This is a genomic window from Pseudobutyrivibrio sp. C4 (assembly GCF_900111635.1).
In the GTDB taxonomy this organism is placed as follows: domain Bacteria; phylum Bacillota; class Clostridia; order Lachnospirales; family Lachnospiraceae; genus Pseudobutyrivibrio; species Pseudobutyrivibrio ruminis.
In genome coordinates this window covers 33,546-51,454 of record NZ_FOHF01000011.1, presented here as the reverse complement: position 1 = coordinate 51,454, position 17,909 = coordinate 33,546, and the positions used below count along the sequence as shown (strand labels likewise).

Annotated in this window: 18 protein-coding genes; 1 reads left to right on the top strand and 17 read right to left on the bottom strand. The window is 39.1% G+C overall.

Going from position 1 to position 17,909, the window contains the following annotated elements; translation table 11 throughout:
* Positions 1–7: 7 nt before the first annotated feature.
* The 13 genes from BMY66_RS13235 to BMY66_RS13175 form a co-directional block, all read right to left on the bottom strand.
* The gene (locus tag BMY66_RS13235; protein WP_090395464.1) at positions 8–2,482 is read right to left on the bottom strand and encodes an endonuclease MutS2; all 2,475 of its coding nucleotides are present in this window, start codon (positions 2,480–2,482) and stop codon (positions 8–10) included.
* 19 nt (positions 2,483–2,501) lie between these two features.
* A complete protein-coding gene (locus BMY66_RS13230) occupies positions 2,502–3,158 on the bottom strand; it encodes an HAD family hydrolase (protein WP_090395463.1) in 657 nt (218 codons plus the stop codon).
* Positions 3,159–3,295: 137 nt separating this feature from the next.
* The gene (locus BMY66_RS13225; protein WP_033152996.1) at positions 3,296–3,916 is read right to left on the bottom strand and encodes a cytidylate kinase-like family protein; all 621 of its coding nucleotides are present in this window, start codon (positions 3,914–3,916) and stop codon (positions 3,296–3,298) included.
* A 12-nt stretch (positions 3,917–3,928) separates the two neighbouring features.
* Positions 3,929–4,633: an ABC transporter ATP-binding protein gene (locus BMY66_RS13220; RefSeq protein ID WP_033152994.1), complete on the bottom strand. Its 705-nt coding sequence runs from the start codon at positions 4,631–4,633 to the stop codon at positions 3,929–3,931.
* 27 nt (positions 4,634–4,660) lie between these two features.
* Complete coding sequence (locus BMY66_RS13215) at positions 4,661–5,419, bottom strand: ABC transporter ATP-binding protein (protein ID WP_044936266.1); 759 nt, start codon at positions 5,417–5,419, stop codon at positions 4,661–4,663.
* On the bottom strand, positions 5,419–6,492 hold the full coding sequence (locus tag BMY66_RS13210; RefSeq protein WP_074792268.1) for a branched-chain amino acid ABC transporter permease: 1,074 nt from the start codon (positions 6,490–6,492) through the stop codon (positions 5,419–5,421). Before BMY66_RS13210 ends, BMY66_RS13215 begins: the two co-directional genes overlap by 1 nt.
* Positions 6,493–6,501: 9 nt before the next feature.
* Positions 6,502–7,383, bottom strand: a complete 882-nt coding sequence (locus BMY66_RS13205) for a branched-chain amino acid ABC transporter permease (protein WP_074792222.1) — start codon at positions 7,381–7,383, stop codon at positions 6,502–6,504.
* A gap of 229 nt (positions 7,384–7,612) precedes the next feature.
* Positions 7,613–8,800: an ABC transporter substrate-binding protein gene (locus tag BMY66_RS13200; protein ID WP_044936271.1), complete on the bottom strand. Its 1,188-nt coding sequence runs from the start codon at positions 8,798–8,800 to the stop codon at positions 7,613–7,615.
* Between the two features lie 121 nt (positions 8,801–8,921).
* Complete coding sequence (locus BMY66_RS13195) at positions 8,922–9,617, bottom strand: pseudouridine synthase (RefSeq protein ID WP_090395461.1); 696 nt, start codon at positions 9,615–9,617, stop codon at positions 8,922–8,924.
* A complete protein-coding gene (locus BMY66_RS13190) occupies positions 9,617–10,489 on the bottom strand; it encodes a methionyl aminopeptidase (RefSeq protein ID WP_090395460.1) in 873 nt (290 codons plus the stop codon). The genes BMY66_RS13195 and BMY66_RS13190 overlap by 1 nt, the downstream gene beginning before the upstream one ends.
* Before the next feature lie 19 nt (positions 10,490–10,508).
* Complete coding sequence (locus tag BMY66_RS13185; RefSeq protein ID WP_177175674.1) at positions 10,509–11,144, bottom strand: hypothetical protein; 636 nt, start codon at positions 11,142–11,144, stop codon at positions 10,509–10,511.
* Positions 11,145–11,215: 71 nt separating this feature from the next.
* On the bottom strand, positions 11,216–12,319 hold the full coding sequence (locus tag BMY66_RS13180; protein WP_049960316.1) for a coiled-coil domain-containing protein: 1,104 nt from the start codon (positions 12,317–12,319) through the stop codon (positions 11,216–11,218).
* Positions 12,320–12,528: 209 nt separating this feature from the next.
* Entirely contained in the window at positions 12,529–12,768 is a 240-nt protein-coding gene (locus tag BMY66_RS13175) for a Veg family protein (RefSeq protein ID WP_033152984.1), read from the bottom strand.
* Between the two features lie 321 nt (positions 12,769–13,089).
* On the opposite strand from BMY66_RS13175, the gene BMY66_RS13170 reads away from it, so the two are divergent.
* The gene (locus BMY66_RS13170) at positions 13,090–13,821 is read left to right on the top strand and encodes a lysophospholipid acyltransferase family protein (protein ID WP_177175673.1); all 732 of its coding nucleotides are present in this window, start codon (positions 13,090–13,092) and stop codon (positions 13,819–13,821) included.
* A gap of 35 nt (positions 13,822–13,856) precedes the next feature.
* On the opposite strand, the gene BMY66_RS13165 is transcribed toward BMY66_RS13170, so the two are convergent.
* The 4 genes from BMY66_RS13165 to hpf all read right to left on the bottom strand — a co-directional run bounded on the left by BMY66_RS13165 (position 13,857) and on the right by hpf (position 17,895).
* A complete protein-coding gene (locus BMY66_RS13165; RefSeq protein WP_090395457.1) occupies positions 13,857–15,236 on the bottom strand; it encodes a UDP-N-acetylmuramoyl-tripeptide--D-alanyl-D-alanine ligase in 1,380 nt (459 codons plus the stop codon).
* 24 nt (positions 15,237–15,260) lie between these two features.
* Positions 15,261–16,301 carry a D-alanine--D-alanine ligase family protein gene (locus BMY66_RS13160; RefSeq protein WP_090395456.1) on the bottom strand — a complete coding sequence of 347 codons (1,041 nt, stop codon included), beginning with the start codon at positions 16,299–16,301 and terminating at the stop codon, positions 15,261–15,263.
* 87 nt (positions 16,302–16,388) lie between these two features.
* Positions 16,389–17,267, bottom strand: a complete 879-nt coding sequence (locus BMY66_RS13155) for a helix-turn-helix domain-containing protein (protein ID WP_090395455.1) — start codon at positions 17,265–17,267, stop codon at positions 16,389–16,391.
* 94 nt (positions 17,268–17,361) lie between these two features.
* The gene (hpf, locus tag BMY66_RS13150) at positions 17,362–17,895 is read right to left on the bottom strand and encodes a ribosome hibernation-promoting factor, HPF/YfiA family (RefSeq protein WP_044936281.1); all 534 of its coding nucleotides are present in this window, start codon (positions 17,893–17,895) and stop codon (positions 17,362–17,364) included.
* Positions 17,896–17,909 lie beyond the last annotated feature (14 nt).

Here is a 17,909-nt window from a genome sequence, read left to right as displayed (position 1 = left end):
TTTTGAACTACTTAAACGTTACAATTGTGACACCTGCATCACCTTCGCCAAACTCTCCAAGATGGAATTCTGCTACGTTTTTACACTTGCGAAGATACTGCTGCACACCTGCTCTAAGCGCGCCTGTTCCTTTACCGTGAACAACACGTACGGATGTAAGATGACTGATATATGCATCATCAAGATATTTTTCAAGCTTCGCTATACCTTCATCTACTGTACAACCAAGAAGATTGATTTCCGGTGAAATAGATGCTGCTTTGTTGAAACCACCGTAAGTCATATTCTTGACTCTGGTTCCCTTCTTTGGAACGAATTTATCTTCCTCTTCGATAAGTACCAAATCTTTGATATTTACTGTAGATTTCATAATACCCATCTGAACAGTAACATCTCCCTTGGCATTAGGTGCGGTGCATACGTTACCTGTTAGATTCATAGACAATACCTTTACCTTATCTCCCACATGAAGATTTGTTGGTACATTATGATTCTCCTGAACCTCAACCTTTTCTTTTGCTTTGCTCTTTGATTTATTAATACCTTTACCAAGGGCTGCACGTTTTGCTTCCATTGCGGAAATGTTGCCGCCGCCCTTACCAAATTTATTAAAGTCACGAATAGTTTCGTCCGCAATATCCTTTGCTTCCTGAAGGATTGCTGCTGCATCCTCGTGAGCCTGACGAATAAGCTCTTCGCGCTGTGATTTAATTTTTTCTTCTTTTGCTGTGGCATTAGCAAGCTTTGCTTCTGCTTCCTTTAAGTCTGCAGCTGCCTTTGCCGCATCTTCCTCCACCTGGTGACGCTTCTGCTCTAAGTCAACCATCAAATCTTCGAATGATCTATCATCCTCTGAAAGACGGCCCTGGGCGTCATCTATTAAATCCTGAGGAATTCCAAGCTTTGATGAAATTGCAAAAGCGTTGGATTTTCCCGGCACACCAATTATCAAATGATATGTAGGGCTAAGTGTTTCAAGTGAGAATTCGCATGAAGCGTTCTCTACTCCTTCTGTCGAAAGAGCATAAACCTTAAGCTCACTGTAGTGAGTAGTTGCCATTGTGCGTACATCCAAGGTGTGTAATCTATCAAGAATAGACTGAGCTAATGCTGCACCTTCCTTTGGATCTGTACCAGCGCAAAGCTCATCAATAAGAATCAAGAACTGTGGAACCTTAGCTTCCTGATTAGTTCCATATATTACCTTTGAGTGATGCAAATCCTTTTGAGTCTTTGCAAGCATTTCCTCTGTCTCATGGGAATAGCTTCCACTGTTTATTGCCTCAAGAATGTGGACAATGTTTACCATATGAGATGAGAATGTTGATAAGGACTGTTCAATTGACTGCTCATCTCCAATGTCTGCGTATACATCATCAAAAACAGCAATCTGGCTTCTATCCTTTGCTGGAATGTGAAGACCAGCCTGTGCCATCAAAGTAAGAAGACCACATGTCTTTAGCAAAACTGTCTTACCACCTGTGTTTGGACCTGTAACAAGCAAGAGATTGTAATCTTCACCAAGCTTGATATCTGTAGCTACAACCTTTTTAGGGTCCAATAGTGGATGTCTTGCACCTCTAAGATTAATGATTCCATCCTCGTTAAATTCTGGATTGCTGGCGTTAAGCTCGATTGCATAACGACCCTTAGCAAGAATAAAATCGATTTCTGTAAGAAGCTCAAAGTTTCTGATAATACCTTCTGATGATTCCGCAATTCTGTTTGAGATATTTGCAAGAATGCGGGCAATTTCATCCTGTTCACGAACCTGCAACTCTCTCAACTCATTATTTAAATCAACAGCCTGCATTGGCTCAATAAAGAATGTAGAGCCTGTAGATGACTGGTCGTGTACCATTCCAGGAACTCTTGATTTAAAATCTGAGCGCACTGGTAAGCAGAATCTGCCGCCACGTACTGTAACAACTGGCTCCTGTAAATAGCCACGAGTAGTTGTATTGTTGAGAAGTGAATTCATAACTGACTTAATCTTGTCGTTTGTTCTTTTCATTCCCATACGAATGTCATACAAAGCTGTGCTGGCATCGTCGGCAATTGTCTCTTCATCAATAATACATCTTCTAATTTCATTTAAGATGGCCACCTCTGGTGAAAGGCCATTAAAATAAAATGTTAATGCATCTTCCTCTTCCATCTGCTTGCCATAGGTTGCAACTCTTTTTGTAACCTCAAGAACTGAAGCCACTGCAAGAATCTCTTCTATGGTAAGGCTTGAGCCAAGCTCCAATCTGGCAAGGGATGGACGCAAGTCTGTGGTGCCGCTAGCGCTAACATCTGAAAACTTTACAAGACGATTAAACGCGCACGCTGTCTCCTGTTGCATTATTTTGATTTCTTCTATATCATTTATTGGCAATAGCTCAAGGCATCGTTTCTTTCCCGCCTCACATGTTGCCAATTCTGCAAGTCTATTTATTATTTTGTCATATTCAAGTGTCTTTAATACTTTTAAATTCATTTAATCACTCCTGATTGGGTTAGGCTTCAAATAAGCTTTTCATATCCATTAAACTATCTAGTCGTGCATATAAAATCTTTTGCAGTTCTTCGTCTGGCTCAGATAAATCCGGAATCATTATTACATTACATCCCGCTCTATAGGCACTCATGCAACCGTTTGGAGAATCCTCAACTGCAAAAGTTTCTGCTGGATTCACCTGCAACTCTTTACATGCATAGGCGTATATATCTGGCGCAGGCTTCCCCTGCTCTACCATATCTGCGCATATAATAGCGTTGAAATAGTCAAAGAGACCGATTTTTTTAAGATATCTATGGGCACGCTCTTTATCATTTGCTGTCACAAGAGAAATAAAGATGTTATGCTCCTTAAGCCATGAAAGTGTTTCATGAACACCTGGCTTTAAAGGGATTCCTTCTTCTTTTAAAATATCCTCTACCAAAGCTTTGCGATAATCACGAATAGCCCAATAGTCTACATCTTCGCCATACCATTCCTTGAATTTTTCCAATACAAATGGTCTGCCTAAAGAACGAAGCTCAAGTGGCTTCTCAGGTGACATCTCATATCCAAAATGCTTAAGTGCCTCTGGCCATGCTGACTGATAGTATTTTTCTGTATCTGTAAGGGTTCCATCTAAATCAAATAGAACTGCCTTTATTTTTTTCTCCATACAAGAATCCTTCATCCTATAATCTTAACAAAAAGACTTTAACACTGCCTACCTGCAAAAGCAAGAATTACCGGGTTTAAAGCACATTAAAAGAGAGTTGCTTTGATTGCCAAAGTAACTCTCTTTTATAGTTAATCTTATCTGTTTTTAATATCGATGTATGACTTTACTACTTCGATTAATTTGTCATAATCCATAACTCCTGTATCCAAACAGAAATCGTAGTTTCTAGCATCATTCCAATCATGACCTGTGTAGTAACGATAGTAATCTGCGCGATGTTTATCGATGTCATGCATGCGCTTTATAAGCTCTTCGTCTGTTCCACTAACCTGTTTGTGGAGTCGCTCCAAGCAATCATCCTCTGATGCATAGAAGAAAAGCGATAATACATATGGTCGATCCTTTAAAATATAATCTGCGCATCTACCAACGAAAATACAACTGCTTGTGTTAGCTATTCGTTTGATAACATCCGCCGTCAGTTCGAAAAGATTGTCGTCGGAAGTAAATGCTGCATACTCAGGTGTCAATGGCATGCCTTTGTATTTGCCCTTTGCGGACATGAATATCTTTCTAACATGCTCATCAACCTGTCCGAACATCTCCTCGTTGATACCACTTTGATCTGAAGCCATACGAAGAATTTCTCTGTCGTATACAGGAATCCCCAATTCCTTTCCCAGCTTCTTTGCCAGAGTCAAGCCTCCTGAGCCATAGCTTCTGGCGATTGTGATAACTAGTTTTTTGTCATCCATGTGATGTACCCCCTACTCACCTAAATAAGCTTTCTTTATGGAGTTGTCATTTAGAAGAGTTGTTGCATCACCAGAAAGTACTATATTGCCTGTTTCAAGGACATAAGCCCTATCCGCAATAGCAAGAGCTTTTTTAGCATTCTGCTCTACTAAAAGTACTGTGGTGCCTGCCTTTGAGATAGATTCTATGATATTGAATATTTCTTCTACATAGATTGGTGAAAGTCCCATTGAAGGCTCATCCATCAAAACTATACGTGGCTGGCTCATCAAGGCGCGTCCCATAGCAAGCATCTGCTGCTCTCCGCCTGATAATGTTCCTGCCAGCTGATTTTGACGTTCCTTAAGCCTTGGGAAGCTCTCGTAAACTCGCTCAAATGCATCTGCAATCTCACTCTTGTTACTTCTAGTATATGCTCCCATTTTCAAGTTTTCAAGTACTGTTAATCCCGCAAAAACTCTACGTCCTTCAGGTACGTGAGCCATTCCCATGGACACGATTTTATGGCCTGGAACCTTAGTAATATCTGTGCCTTCCAACAGTACTTTTCCTGAGGTAGGAGTAAGCATTCCTGAAATTGTTTGTAGTGTTGTTGTCTTACCAGCGCCATTAGCTCCGATAAGGGCGATTACTTCTCCTTCATTTACTTCAAAACTAATGCCCTTGAGTGCTTGAATAACACCGTAATTAACAACTAAATCTTCAACCTTTAACATATGTAAACCTCTAGATTTTATTCTTAATTATTCTCCTAAATATGCCTTAATTACTTCTGGGTCGTTTAATACATCAGTTGTCTGCCCCTGTGAAAGCACACGACCAAAGTTTAAAACTGTAAGCTTCTCACAAATACCTGAAACAAGCTTCATATCATGCTCAATCAGGAGAATTGTTACGCCAAATTCTTTTCTAATCAGCGCGATTGTGTTCATCAAGTCCTTTGTCTCGTTTGGATTCATACCAGCTGCTGGCTCATCCAATAAAAGAAGCTTTGGATTTGTAGCAAGTGCTCTGGCTATTTCAAGCTCTCTTTGCTTTCCATAAGGAAGATTTGATGCTAGTACATCTGCTTCCTTATCAAGTCCAAACACCGACAAAATTTCAAGCGCCTTTTCATCCATTGCCTTTTCCACATTGAAATATTTAGGCAATCTGAAGATTCCAGTGGCCGTTCCATAGTCAAAGGAATTGTGTAATCCGATTTTTACATTATCAAGTACTGATTGATCTCCAAAAAGACGGATGTTTTGGAATGTTCTAGCTATACCAGCTTTATTGATTTCTGCCGTTTTCTTTCCTGTAATATCTTTTCCATCAAGGAAGATTTTGCCATCTGTTGGCTGGTAAATACCTGTAAGCATATTGAAAACTGTAGTCTTACCAGCACCATTAGGGCCAATCAATCCATAGAGCTCTCCCTGCTCAATTTTCAAATTGAATTCATCTACAGCTCTAAGTCCACCAAAGGAAATGCCAAGATTAGTAACTTCTAGTAAGCTCATTAGCGCACCTCCTTTGTCTTTTTAAACTTGCCAACAATTGCCGCTGTAGTAATACCGTGTTCCTCACGCCACTTAAGAATTGCTGGAGCCCAGTTAAATAACATAAGTACAATCAAGACAATTGAGTAAATAAGCATTCTGTATGTCGAAAGTCCTCTAAGCATTTCTGGCAACATTGTAAGTACAACTGCTGCAATTACAGAACCAGAGAAATTTCCGATTCCACCAAGGACTACGTATACAAGAATCATGATAGACATGTTGTAGCCGAAGTTGTTTGTTGTAGCTGTAAGGGAGTTGATATTGTGAGCATATAAAACTCCACCAACGCCTGCTATTGCTGCAGAAATAGTAAATGCAACAAGCTTATATTTTGTAACTGGAAGACCTACAGTCTCTGCTGCAATCTGATTGTCTCTGATTGCCTTTACTGCTCTACCAGTTCTTGAGTTTACAAAATTGTGTGTTACGATAAGCGCAATTATCAAAAGAAGTACTGCTATAGTAAATGTTGATTGTCTAGGTGTTCCTGTGATTCCCTGGGCACCATTTACAAGCATCTTTCCGGTAGGCTCCATACCAAGTGACATCTGATCCTTGATTGAAAAATGAAGTCCATTTGAATCAACACCTACATACAAAACATTGATTACGTTTTTGATAATCTCGCCAAATGCAAGTGTTACGATTGCAAGATAATCACCGCTTAATCGAAGTACTGGAATCGCAATCAAAAATCCAAATAACGCAGCCATCAGTGTTCCAATGACAAGAGCAAGGATGAAACGTGGTACATCTGGGATGGAATCCTGGAATAACTTTGAGAAAAACGCAGATGTGAATGCGCCGACGCACATAAATCCTGCATGTCCAAGTGAAAGCTCTCCCAAATATCCAACACAAAGGTTAAGTCCAACAGCCACCAAAGAATATGCACATACTGGAACTAATAAACCGCTCATTAAAGAGCTTAGATTTCCTGTTCCATCCATTATTGACATTACAATATAAAGAACAACTATTACTGCTAAGGTTGTTATTAATTTCTGTGTAGATTTGTTTAGTTTCTTCATTTCTGTCACCTACACTTTCTCTTTAATCTGCTTGCCTAAAATACCAGTTGGCTTAACAAGCAATACGATGATTAATACTGCAAATACGATAGCATCTGCAAGCTGACTTGAAATATAAGCTCTAGCTAAGATTTCGATTATACCAAGTAATAATCCACCAACAAGTGCTCCTGGAATAGAACCAATACCACCAAATACAGCAGCTGTAAATGCCTTGATACCTGGCATTGAGCCTGTGTATGGAGTAAGTGATGGATATGATGAGCAAAGCAATGCACCTGCTATTGCTGCAAGTCCAGAGCCGATTGCAAATGTAAGAGAAATAGTTGCATTTACGTTAATTCCCATCAGCACTGCAGCTTCCTTATCCTCTGATACAGCTCTCATTGCCTGACCTGGCTTAGTGTTCTTTACAAACCACATCAATACAATCATGATAACAACGCAAGTGATGATTGTAACAATGGCATTTCCTGTAATCTTTAATGCACCATCTGCAAATGAAAGGCCTTCCCAATTAATAACAGATGTAAAAGATACTGGATTTGAGCCAAATATCATAAGTGCCATATTCTGCAAGAAGTAGCTGACACCGATAGCTGTAATCAAGACCGCTAGGTTTGTTGCCTTTCTAAGTGGTTTGTATGCTATCTTTTCTATTATCATTCCTAAGGCTGTGCAGCATACTATTGAAATAACAATAGAAACAACAGCAGGCATGCCGGAATTAGACATGCACATAAATACCACGTATGCACCAATCATGATTACATCTCCGTGGGCAAAATTAAGCATCTTTGCAATACCATATACCATGGTATAACCAAGTGCTATAAGGGCATAAACGCTACCAAGGCTTAACCCATTAACTAAATAAGTTAAAAAACCCATAATTACTACTCTCTTTCCCGTATAATTTAAACACGATGCGGCCTCCCCGCGGTAATGGGGAGGTTATCGCATCGTCATTGATGTACATTATTTAGATGAGGATGTAGCACACATTCGATGTGTACATCATTTAGATGAGGATGTAGCTAACAAGCTCTGATAATTCTTAAGCGAGAAATCTTCGAGCGAAGAATTCATCAGGCTTGTGAGCGTAACATCCGGATGTGGATTACTGTACAGATACGTATCCACCATCCTGGATGATGACAGCCTTTGGTGATTTAGAAACTTCACCAGCTGCATTCCATGTCATGCCTTCTCCTGTAAGTCCATCATAGTTTACTTCCTGGATTGCTGCGATAAGTGCTTCGCAGATTTCCTCATTTGAAGCCTCTGGAGTAAGATTTGCTGACTCAAGTGCTTCCTTAAGGATGTAGATTCCATCGTAAGCATCAGCTGCGAACTGGTTTGGTGTTCCACCGTACTGCTCTTCATACTTAGAAACGAATGACTGTGTTGCCTCATCCTCAGCATCAGCTGCGAATGGTGTAAGAAGATATACACCTTCTGCAAGGCTTACATCGAAATTTTCAACACCAAGTAATCCGTCGAATCCATCTACACCGAACATTGTTGGCTCATAGCCCATCTTGTTAGCCTGTGTAAGTACGATTGAGCCTTCTGTGTAATAGAATGGAAGGAAAAGAAGATCTGCTTCTGCATCCTTACATTTCTGAAGCTGTGTTGTAAAATCTGTCTTTGAATCAGATGTAAAAGCTTCTGTTGCTACGATTTCAAGTCCTACATTTGCTGCCTCTGTAGCGAAGTTCTGATATACACCTGTTGAATATGGATCTGAGCTATCATAGATAATACCAATTTTGCTTCCAAGACCATTTTCTGCAATGTAATCAGCTGAAACTGTACCCTGGTTAGGATCTGAGAAACAAATCTGGAATGTATTATCATGTCCCTCAGTAACACTTGTTGATGATGCAGATGGTGTAATCTGGAAGATTCTATCATTGTAAGTCTCTGCAGATACTGCTGCGCATGCGCCTGATGTTACAGTACCTTCAAGAATCTGCATTCCCCAATCCTTTAATGTGTTGTAAGCATTAACTGCCTTCTGAGGATCTGCCTCATCATCCTGGAAATTAAATGCTACCTGATATCCATTGATACCGCCTTCTGCATTAACTTCATCTACAGCAATCTGTATCGCATTCATAACACCCTGTCCGTACTGAGCAGCTCCTCCTGTAGTTGGTCCAATACCACCAATCTTCCAAGTAAGCTCTCCTGATGTGTCAACATTCTCAGACGAACCTGTTGATGCACTATTGTCCCCACATCCTGCAAACATTGTTGCTACCATTGCACCGCAAAGAGCAAGGCTTAACATTCTTTTCTTCATACTAATCCCTCCTATGACATGAAATAGGCTTTCCCCAAAAGCATATTCCACTTTCTTACTTCATCACTTTAAAGGCTAAAACCCCTCGTTGAAATTATATTAAACTTTGTAAATTAAATCGTCAATAAAAACTTTCACGCTTTAGTTCGGTGATGTGACTTTCAGGTAGTAATTCCTCGTCCAACAAAAGTGGTCCAAACGCCGTTCTTTTCAGCTCTAGCACCTGTTTTCCAACTGCAAAAAACATCCTTTTTACTTGATGAAATTTTCCTTCATGAATTGTTATATAACATGTATTTCCACCTTCATATTTGATGGTAGAAGGTGCTGTTAAGTCTCCTTCACCAATATGAACGCCATTTTCAAGTGCATTTATATCCTCAGATGTAAGAGGGCCATCCAAAGTAACAAAATACGTTTTATCTACATGTTTTTTTGGGGATAGTAATTCATGAGCCAAGGCTCCATCATTTGTGATAAGGAGCAAACCAGTAGTATCTTTATCTAATCTACCAACAGGAGCTAAGCCTTTTGGTGCATCAGGACACTTTCGGTAAAACAAATCCATTACTGTGGCTTCTTTTTTGTCCTCAGTGGCTGTAATCACTCCTTTTGGTTTATTCATCATATAGTAGTGGAACTGGGCATAAGCATAGTCTTTGCCACCATAAGAAATAGTTACACTATTTTCATCTACCTTTGTTTCAGGTTTATTTATTTTTTCTCCGTCAACTAAAATAAGGCCCTTCTTTAGAAGAGCCTTTACTTCAGACCTGGTTCCGATATTTAATTCAACCAGTAATTTATCTAATCGCATCAATATGAAATTACCTCATAGCCTGTTTCTGTTACAAGTACCTGATATTCCCACTGAGCAGAAGGCTTACCGTCTAAAGTAGAAACCTCCCAACCGTTGTTAGGATCAGTTTTAATCTTTTGTGTGCCCATGTTAATCATTGGCTCAATTGTAAACATGAATCCTGGAACTAATAGTAGTTCTGTGCCAGGAAGTGTATTGTATCCTACCCATGGATCCTCATGGAACTCAAGGCCTACACCGTGGCCACCGATTTCACGTACAACCTGGTATCCATTTGCATGAGCATGCTCGCAAATAGCAGCACCTACATCGCCAAGGAATCCCCATGGCTTAACCTGTGCCAAGCCTAAATCGCAGCATTCCTTTGTTACTTCAACCAGCTTTTTTGTCTCTGAATCTACATCGCCAATCATAAACATTCTTGATGAATCAGAGAAATAACCATCAAGAATTGTAGAACAGTCTACATTTACGATATCTCCACTTTTAAGAATAACATCCTTAGATGGATATCCATGACATACCTGATCATTTACAGATGTACATACACTATAAGGGAAGCCCTCGTAGTTAAGTGGTGCTGGAATACCTCCCATTTTAATTGTTGTATCGTGTACGATTCTATCGATTTCAGATGTTGGCATACCTTCGCAAATAGCCTCTGCAACAGCATCAAGACATGCCATATTAATAACTGCAGATTCTTTAATCTTTGCAACCTGCTCAGGTGTTTTGAGCATATCGTGTCTTGGTACCTTGTGGCCCTTAACTGCAAAGCTTTCGATTTTTCTATCCATTGCCTCATGGCACTGTTTGTACTTACGGCCACTGCCACACCAGCAAGGGTCGTTTCTGTTTAATTTAACCATTTCTATTGCCTTTCTTCGTTTATTCCTTTTTCTTGTCCTCATCAGTTAATCCATTAATATAATTAAGCTTACTGTGGGATAATGTAATATCACCAAGCACAAGTCTATCCCAAAGTTTGTCATTTGTTTTGACCTGGTGTTGCTCCATTATCTGCTGATAATAGTATCCATCATACTTGTAGGCAGCCTGACTAGGGCCAAGCTCCTCTGCCAAATAGTTCTGATATTTTTCAGCTATGGCTGCAAGTCTGATTTGTTCGTTGATAGTTTCTTCTGAACATGGAAGCTTTTCCCATTGAATATCAAGCAAGTCCTCCCAAAAATCTGTAATTCGATATTCCAGTTCCTGCTCTTCCTCGTCTGTAAGGGTATCCATGCCTTCTGCCACTGCCATCTGATAAAAAAGATGGTCATGCACAGCCATCCCCAGCACAACCTCCTTCGCTTCCAATTGGATAAAGGTATCGTTTGTGTGAAGATTCCAATAATCCTTGGTGTAATCAGGATTATAGATTCTAGCCTGCTCTTCTATCTTACCTTCTTCATAGAGGATGTAAAAAGCTAAATCTTGAAATGTGATTTCCTCTGAATCAACGGTAACCGCTGTATCCTCAAGGTGTTCCTGATAGTCAAGCTTTGCTCTGTTGTTTCCCATAGTAAGAAGTGCGTAGACCATTACAGCTACGCACAGAATTAACACTATAGGTTTTACGAGTTTATTGATTCTCATAGTACCCTTCGTATAGTAATTATTGAATGGCAATTAACTGATCGGTAATTAGTAATACCTGTAGCAGTACTTTGTGCTTCCACAATTGTACCTCCACCTTGGTATATTGCTACGTGTCCTGGGTAGCAAACTATATCACCGGGTTGCATATAATTATAACTAACTTCTTGACCCACACTCCTAAATGAACCAGAAGTCATTCGAGAACCATAAGTAACGCCAAAGTTGGCTAATACCTGCTGAACAAAACCTGAACAGTCACATCCATTTGTAAGGGAATTACCTCCCCATACATAGGCATTTCCAACGAATTGGTTTGCATATGAGACAACACTGGAACCGCTAATGCCGGTAGCGTAACCAGGATTCAAATCTCCATTAACATTGTAACTTGAACTAGCTGAAGTGTTGGCACCACCGGATGTGTTGCCATTTGCTGCCGCTGCAGCTGCTGCTCTTGCTGCTGCAAGTGCCGCTTCTCTTGCTGCTATTTCCTTTGCTTCCTTCAGCTCTTCATCCAAATCATCCATCTCACCCTGCTTTTCACTAATCATAGTTTCAAGGGCTGATTCCTGAGTTGCTAATTCTGATTTGGAAGCCTCCAAACCTGCCTTTTCCTCATCAAGGGCAGTTGCCAATTCCTCGATTTCGGCTTGTGTAGCTTCGAACTGCTCAAGCTTTTCTCTATCATAGTCGTAAACGCTGCTTGCGTATTCTAGTCTATTTAAAAACTGGCTTATGGAACCAGACTCAAGTAACATTTCAAAAACGCTAGGATCCTCAGTCTCATACATGTATTTGATTCTGAGCTTCATAGCTTCGTACTGCTCATCCCTTGCATCCTGCGCTTCCTGCAAGGCTGCTGCTGTTTCTTCTATTTCTGCTTCTGTATCTGAAATGGCTGTTTCTATTTCTGTAATCTGACTAACTAATTCGTATAAATCAGAATCCAATGTGTCGATTTCATCCTGTAAAGCATCCTGCTCCGCCTCGATTTCCGAAACAGAACGTACCGCTTTAGAAATAATTGAATCTGATGCAAGAAGACAGCCTATAAGGGCTACTCCCAAAACAGACTTAAATATTTTTTTGTATTTCATAAACACTATCTCCAAAAACCTGAGCCTTAGGCCCAATATCTAGTGCAAATTCTCATAATCTCTCTACATTATGATACAAGTTACAAGCCCAGTTTTCAATAATTTTACACAACTATTCAGATATCCTTCACAAAAAAACAAAAAAGAACCGCCGGAATAATCCGACGGTCCTACCAAATCCATATTTAGTTGTAACTAGCAAGCCAAGCTTAGCAAAGTTTCATGCGAATCTCTTTAGTAATAATATCTGTATAACTGAAAGAAAGTAACTGTGATGGGCTTGTTTCTGTGTCGTCAACTAAGATAGTGAATACACTAGGATAAGCCTCCTGTATAACACCCTGCTGGATGTCTACCTTATTACGTCCTCTGTCTAACTGAATTACAACTCTACTACCGCACTGCGATCTAACCGATTCACGTACTTTGTCAAAGTCCTCGCGTTCCATGATGTCCTCCCCCTTTTCTAGCATTTGAGTATTTAATGATATACTCTTATGTCGTTGGGGCCATTCTATCACTTTTTGTGAATTTTGTCAAAAAGTACGGCCGTTTTTTTGAATAATTATTATAAAAAACTCCTGAACCACTTACTATCATCACCATTTTATGCCAAATTAAATTTAGATATAACTGATAGTTTATTAATACCATTCACTTTTTGTGAGTAATTATTCATTTCCTCTACATTGATAATTAATATTAGCTATTCTATAATATAAATATTCGGAGAAAATATCTGAATAATACATCAAAATATGGAGGACTCTATGATTAGAACCATAATAACTGTAGCTTTCGTTGTTATATTCCTAATTTGCAGTATTCCAATCTGGCTAATTCTTCTTATCTTAAGTTTGTTCAATAAACCAGCCAAGGATAAAATTGCTTACAACATCGTAGCTTGGGCATTTGGCGTAGTTGCATTCTTAGCCGGAGTAAAATACGAAGTAAAAGGACTTGAGAATATACCAAAGGACAAAGCAGTACTTTTCATTGGTAACCATCAAAGCTTTTTCGATGTAGTACTTGGTTATCACCTTTGCCCAGCAGTCACTGGTTTCCTTTCAAAGAAAACTTTTGAAAAGGTACCACTTTTAAATGTTTGGATGTACATGAATTATTGCCTATTCCTTACAAGAACAGATCCTAGACAGGATTTAAAGCTTATTATAAAAGCTCAGGAATACATTAAATCTGGCATTTCAATGTTTGTTTTCCCTGAAGGTACTCGTTCAAAGACTGGCGAGATGGCTGAATTCCACGAAGCAAGCTTTAAGATTGCTACAAAAACTGGTTGTCCTATCGTACCAGTAGCTTTCACAAACACAAGAGAAGTTTTCGAGACACATCTTCCTCGTTTAAAGAAAACTCACGTTATCGTTACTTTCTGCCCTGCAATTGACACTACAGCACTTGAGGGCGACAACAAAAAGAAACCTGGCGCATACGTAAGAGGAATTCTTGAGGAACAATTAAAAAAGGACGCAACATTAATCTAAAACAAAAGGCACCTCATATGAGGTGCCTTTAATATTTATGCTAATCTTTCTTTTAACGCTTCAACTACTTTTGTAAAGTTCATAAAGTGTGATGCCTTTACTAAAATGGTATCTCCACCGCGGATGATAGGAAGTAAATCCTCAAGCATAACATCCACATCAGTATAATGATGAGCCATGCAAGAGCTATTCTTCTGAGATAATGATTTATTAATCTCTTCTGATAAATCTCCTACAGTGAATACATATCCAATGTGATTATCCTCAAGAGCCTGTCCAATTTCATAATGAAGCTCACGCTCATCCTGTCCAAGCTCTCCCATATCACCAAGGACTGCAATTGTTCTGCCTGTAGCCTTTCCAAGGACCTCGATAGAAGCCTTCATTGATACAGGGTTTGCATTGTAGCAATCATCGATGATATTGATATCACGAATAGTGATAATGTTATTTCTACCGGCAATTGTTTCAGCCTTTGATAAGCCTTTTGCAATCTCCTGAATTGTAAGACCAAGCTCTTTTCCAACAGCTGCTGCTGCAAGACCATTCATAACGTTATGGCTGCCTGGCAATGGAATTGTAACATCGATATGTTCATCATCCACATTGAGAGTAGCATCTGTTCCAGTAAAACCATTTGGCTTTACGTCAGTGGCATTGATTTGCTGACCGTTTAGACCATAGAAAATCTTTCTAAGCCCAAGTGTGTCGGCATTAATTAGCTTGTCATCATCACCATTAAGGATAACAAGACCATTCTTTGGCATGTGTTCAAATACCTCTGTCTTTGCCTGAAGAATACCGTCTCTAGACTTTAAAAACTCCAAATGACACTGGCCAATATTTGTCATAACAACAATGTCTGGCTTTGCAATATCGCCAAGACGATGCATTTCTCCAAAATCAGATATTCCCATTTCAACAACTGCGACCTGATGATTGTCTCTTATTCTGCAGATTGTAAGTGGAAGACCGATTTCGTTGTTGAAGTTACCCTCAGTCTTTAAAACAGAAAACTTTGTTTCAAGAACTGATGTAATCATTTCTTTTGTACTAGTCTTTCCTACACTACCAATAACACCAACTACTGGAATAGAAAGCTCCATTCTGTACGCTGTTGCAATTTGCTTAAGTGCAAGCTTTGTATCCTGAACCTGAATATATGGTCCGCTAGGATTATCAAGCTCTTTTTCTGACAATGAAGCTAACGCACCCTTTGAAAATGCATCCTCTATAAAATCATGTCCATCTACACGAGCACCAACCATAGGAATGAAAAGGAAATCCTTTTCAACCTTACGATTATCATTTACAGCTCCTGCTATTTCTTGATTTTTTGCTGCTTCACAACCTGGTACTAAAACCAATTTTCCATTTGTAACTTCGGCAATCCTTGCCAATGTCATGTTCTTCATAAATATCACTCTTACTTCTATATCTTAGTATTTCTTTAAAGACACCTTAATCAAATGCTCGCATAAATCTTCGAAATCCATTCCAATAACCTTTGCTTCCTGTGGAAGTAAGCTTGTTGGTGTCATTCCTGGAAGTGTGTTTGCCTCAAGACAGTATATGTTTTCGTTTTCATCCATCATAAAGTCCATACGTGCATATGTTGTAAGTCCAAGTGCCTTGAATGCCATCTCGGCGTATTTCTTCATGGCCTGAGTAGCTTTCTCGCTAATATCTGCTGGGCATGTCTCTACTGCAGAACCAGCTGCATATTTATTTTTGTAATCGTAGAATCCCTGCTTTGGTGCGATTTCGATAACAGGAAGTGCCTTGCCTTCCATAACACCATCAGAGAACTCACGTCCCTTAATGAACTGCTCAATTACAACTTCATCTTCCCATTCAAATGCTGCATCTAAAGCTGCATCTAAATCCTCTGACTTTTCTACGATTGTAACTCCTATGGAAGAACCACCGCAGTTTGGCTTAACGATGCAAGGGAATTTATCAAACTTGAATCCCTTTCTGTTTGCCTTTTTAAGAGATGTACCAACTGGTGTAGGAACTCCTGCTCTGTTGAAGAATTCCTTTGTCATCTGCTTATCCATAGCTATGGCACTTGAAATGTAATCATTTCCTGTGTATTTGATTCCATATAAATCGAAGGCAGCCTGAACCTTACCGCTTTCGCCATCTCCGCCATGAAGCGCCATAAATACAATATCAGCCTTCTGACAAATCTTTATAACGTTTGGTCCGAAAAAGCTTGGGCTCTGATCGGCTCTACTTTTGATAATAGCATCAATATCTGGTGCCTCTGATGGGATAGTTTCAACCTTAACTGAATTGTTGATGCTGTCCTCGAAAATATCTGTGATATCACACTCTGCATCAGAATATCCCATGAAAACATCAAGTACTAATGCTCTATGTCCTCTGGCTCTAAGTGCTTCTGCTACCATTGAACCAGATTTAAAAGATACGTCACGCTCAGAGCTAAGTCCGCCTGCTAAAACTACTATATCCATAATATATCCTCTTTAAAAATGTTTTTTCCGAACCACATTATACGTTTTTTCTTTCAATATATAAAGCCACTTTTTTATTTATCTACTTTATTGGTCTGTTATGGTGTAATACTTATTAAAATAATTTATCATAGCAGCCGCCGCTTCAAAGAAGTCATTTATAATTTTCTCGCCCTCAGTATTTCCCATTTCTTTAAACAATTCTTGTTGCAGACACATAACCTGGAAGAACACTCTTCCATCTATGTTTTTTATAGCTTTTGAAAAAATATATCCAATACACTTTTCAGCTTTCATATAGTCATGCTTCGCTATAAGCAGTTTAGCTAAACCAGCTGAAACAGAATTACATCTTTTTCTATAGTAATCAGTGTTGTCGTTAAAACCATTATTTAACAATAACTCATACAGTTCCTGTGCCTTTTCCAGATAACCTGTTTCAAGCAATGCATTAGCTTTCAGATAAATACCAAAATGTTCTAGTTTCGTAAAATGCTGGCCTGTCAGCATATCGGATTTCTCCGTCTCATGATTTGTAGGAAACAGTTCCTCTATTCGTTCAATAAACTCCTCCTTATCCATTCCACTTTTCAGCATATAAACCAAATCGCTAAGCAGCACATATTTCTGATGTTCCTCATTTTCATGATCCATATATTTCTTGAACTTCTCCAGCTTCTTCTCTATTGTCTTTTTCCCCTTAGAATTTAAGGCCAAAATCAGTTCCTCCTTAACTTTTTGGAATTCCAGGTTCTCATTCATTGTCAGTTCATGATAATCAACACCATTTACCTCGAACTCAACGCAAATTTTGTCAAAGGTCTTTACACTAGGACAAGTCTTTCCTGTTTCGATTCCAGAAAGGGTTGAAGGTGCACATTTCAGCTTCCACGCCATAGTCTCCTGGCTCCAACCATTAGACTTTCTGTAGCTGTGCATATTTCTTCCTAAATTCTTCAATACCATAAAAATAACCTCCTGATATATCTTTCTCACAAAGCGGAGATTATATAATCAGGAGGTTAAAATTCCTTGAAAATTTTATTATAAAATTGCGAATTTAGAACTCTGGTTCAATTAAACCGTAAGCTCCATTTTTTCTCTTATATACAACGTTGATTTCATCAGTATCTGCATTGCGGAACATGAAGAAGTCATGTCCTAGCATTTCCATTTCAAGGCATGCATCCTCAGCATACATTGGTTTCATATCAAATGTTTTCTTACGGATAATCTGGATTGTCTCTTCGTCTGAATCCTTCTCCTCGATGAAATCCTGTGCAAATATTGTTCTAGAATCTGATTGTTTCCTATCTATAATTTTATTTCTGTGTTTCTTTAACTGAGCTTCTAATGTGTTTGTAACTGCTTCGATTGAAGCGTACATATCTGAAGTAACTTCCTCTGCTCTAAGATAAGAGCCTTTCATTGGAATAGTAACTTCTATTTTCTGACGTCCTTTCTCTACGTCTAAAGTAACGATAGCTTCTGTGTCCTTATTGAAGTATTTGTCTAATTTCTTAAAACGCTCCTCCACTGCGTCCTTTAATCCCTGTGTTAACTCAATGTTCTTTCCAGTAATTGTTGTTTTCATGATGTCTACCACCT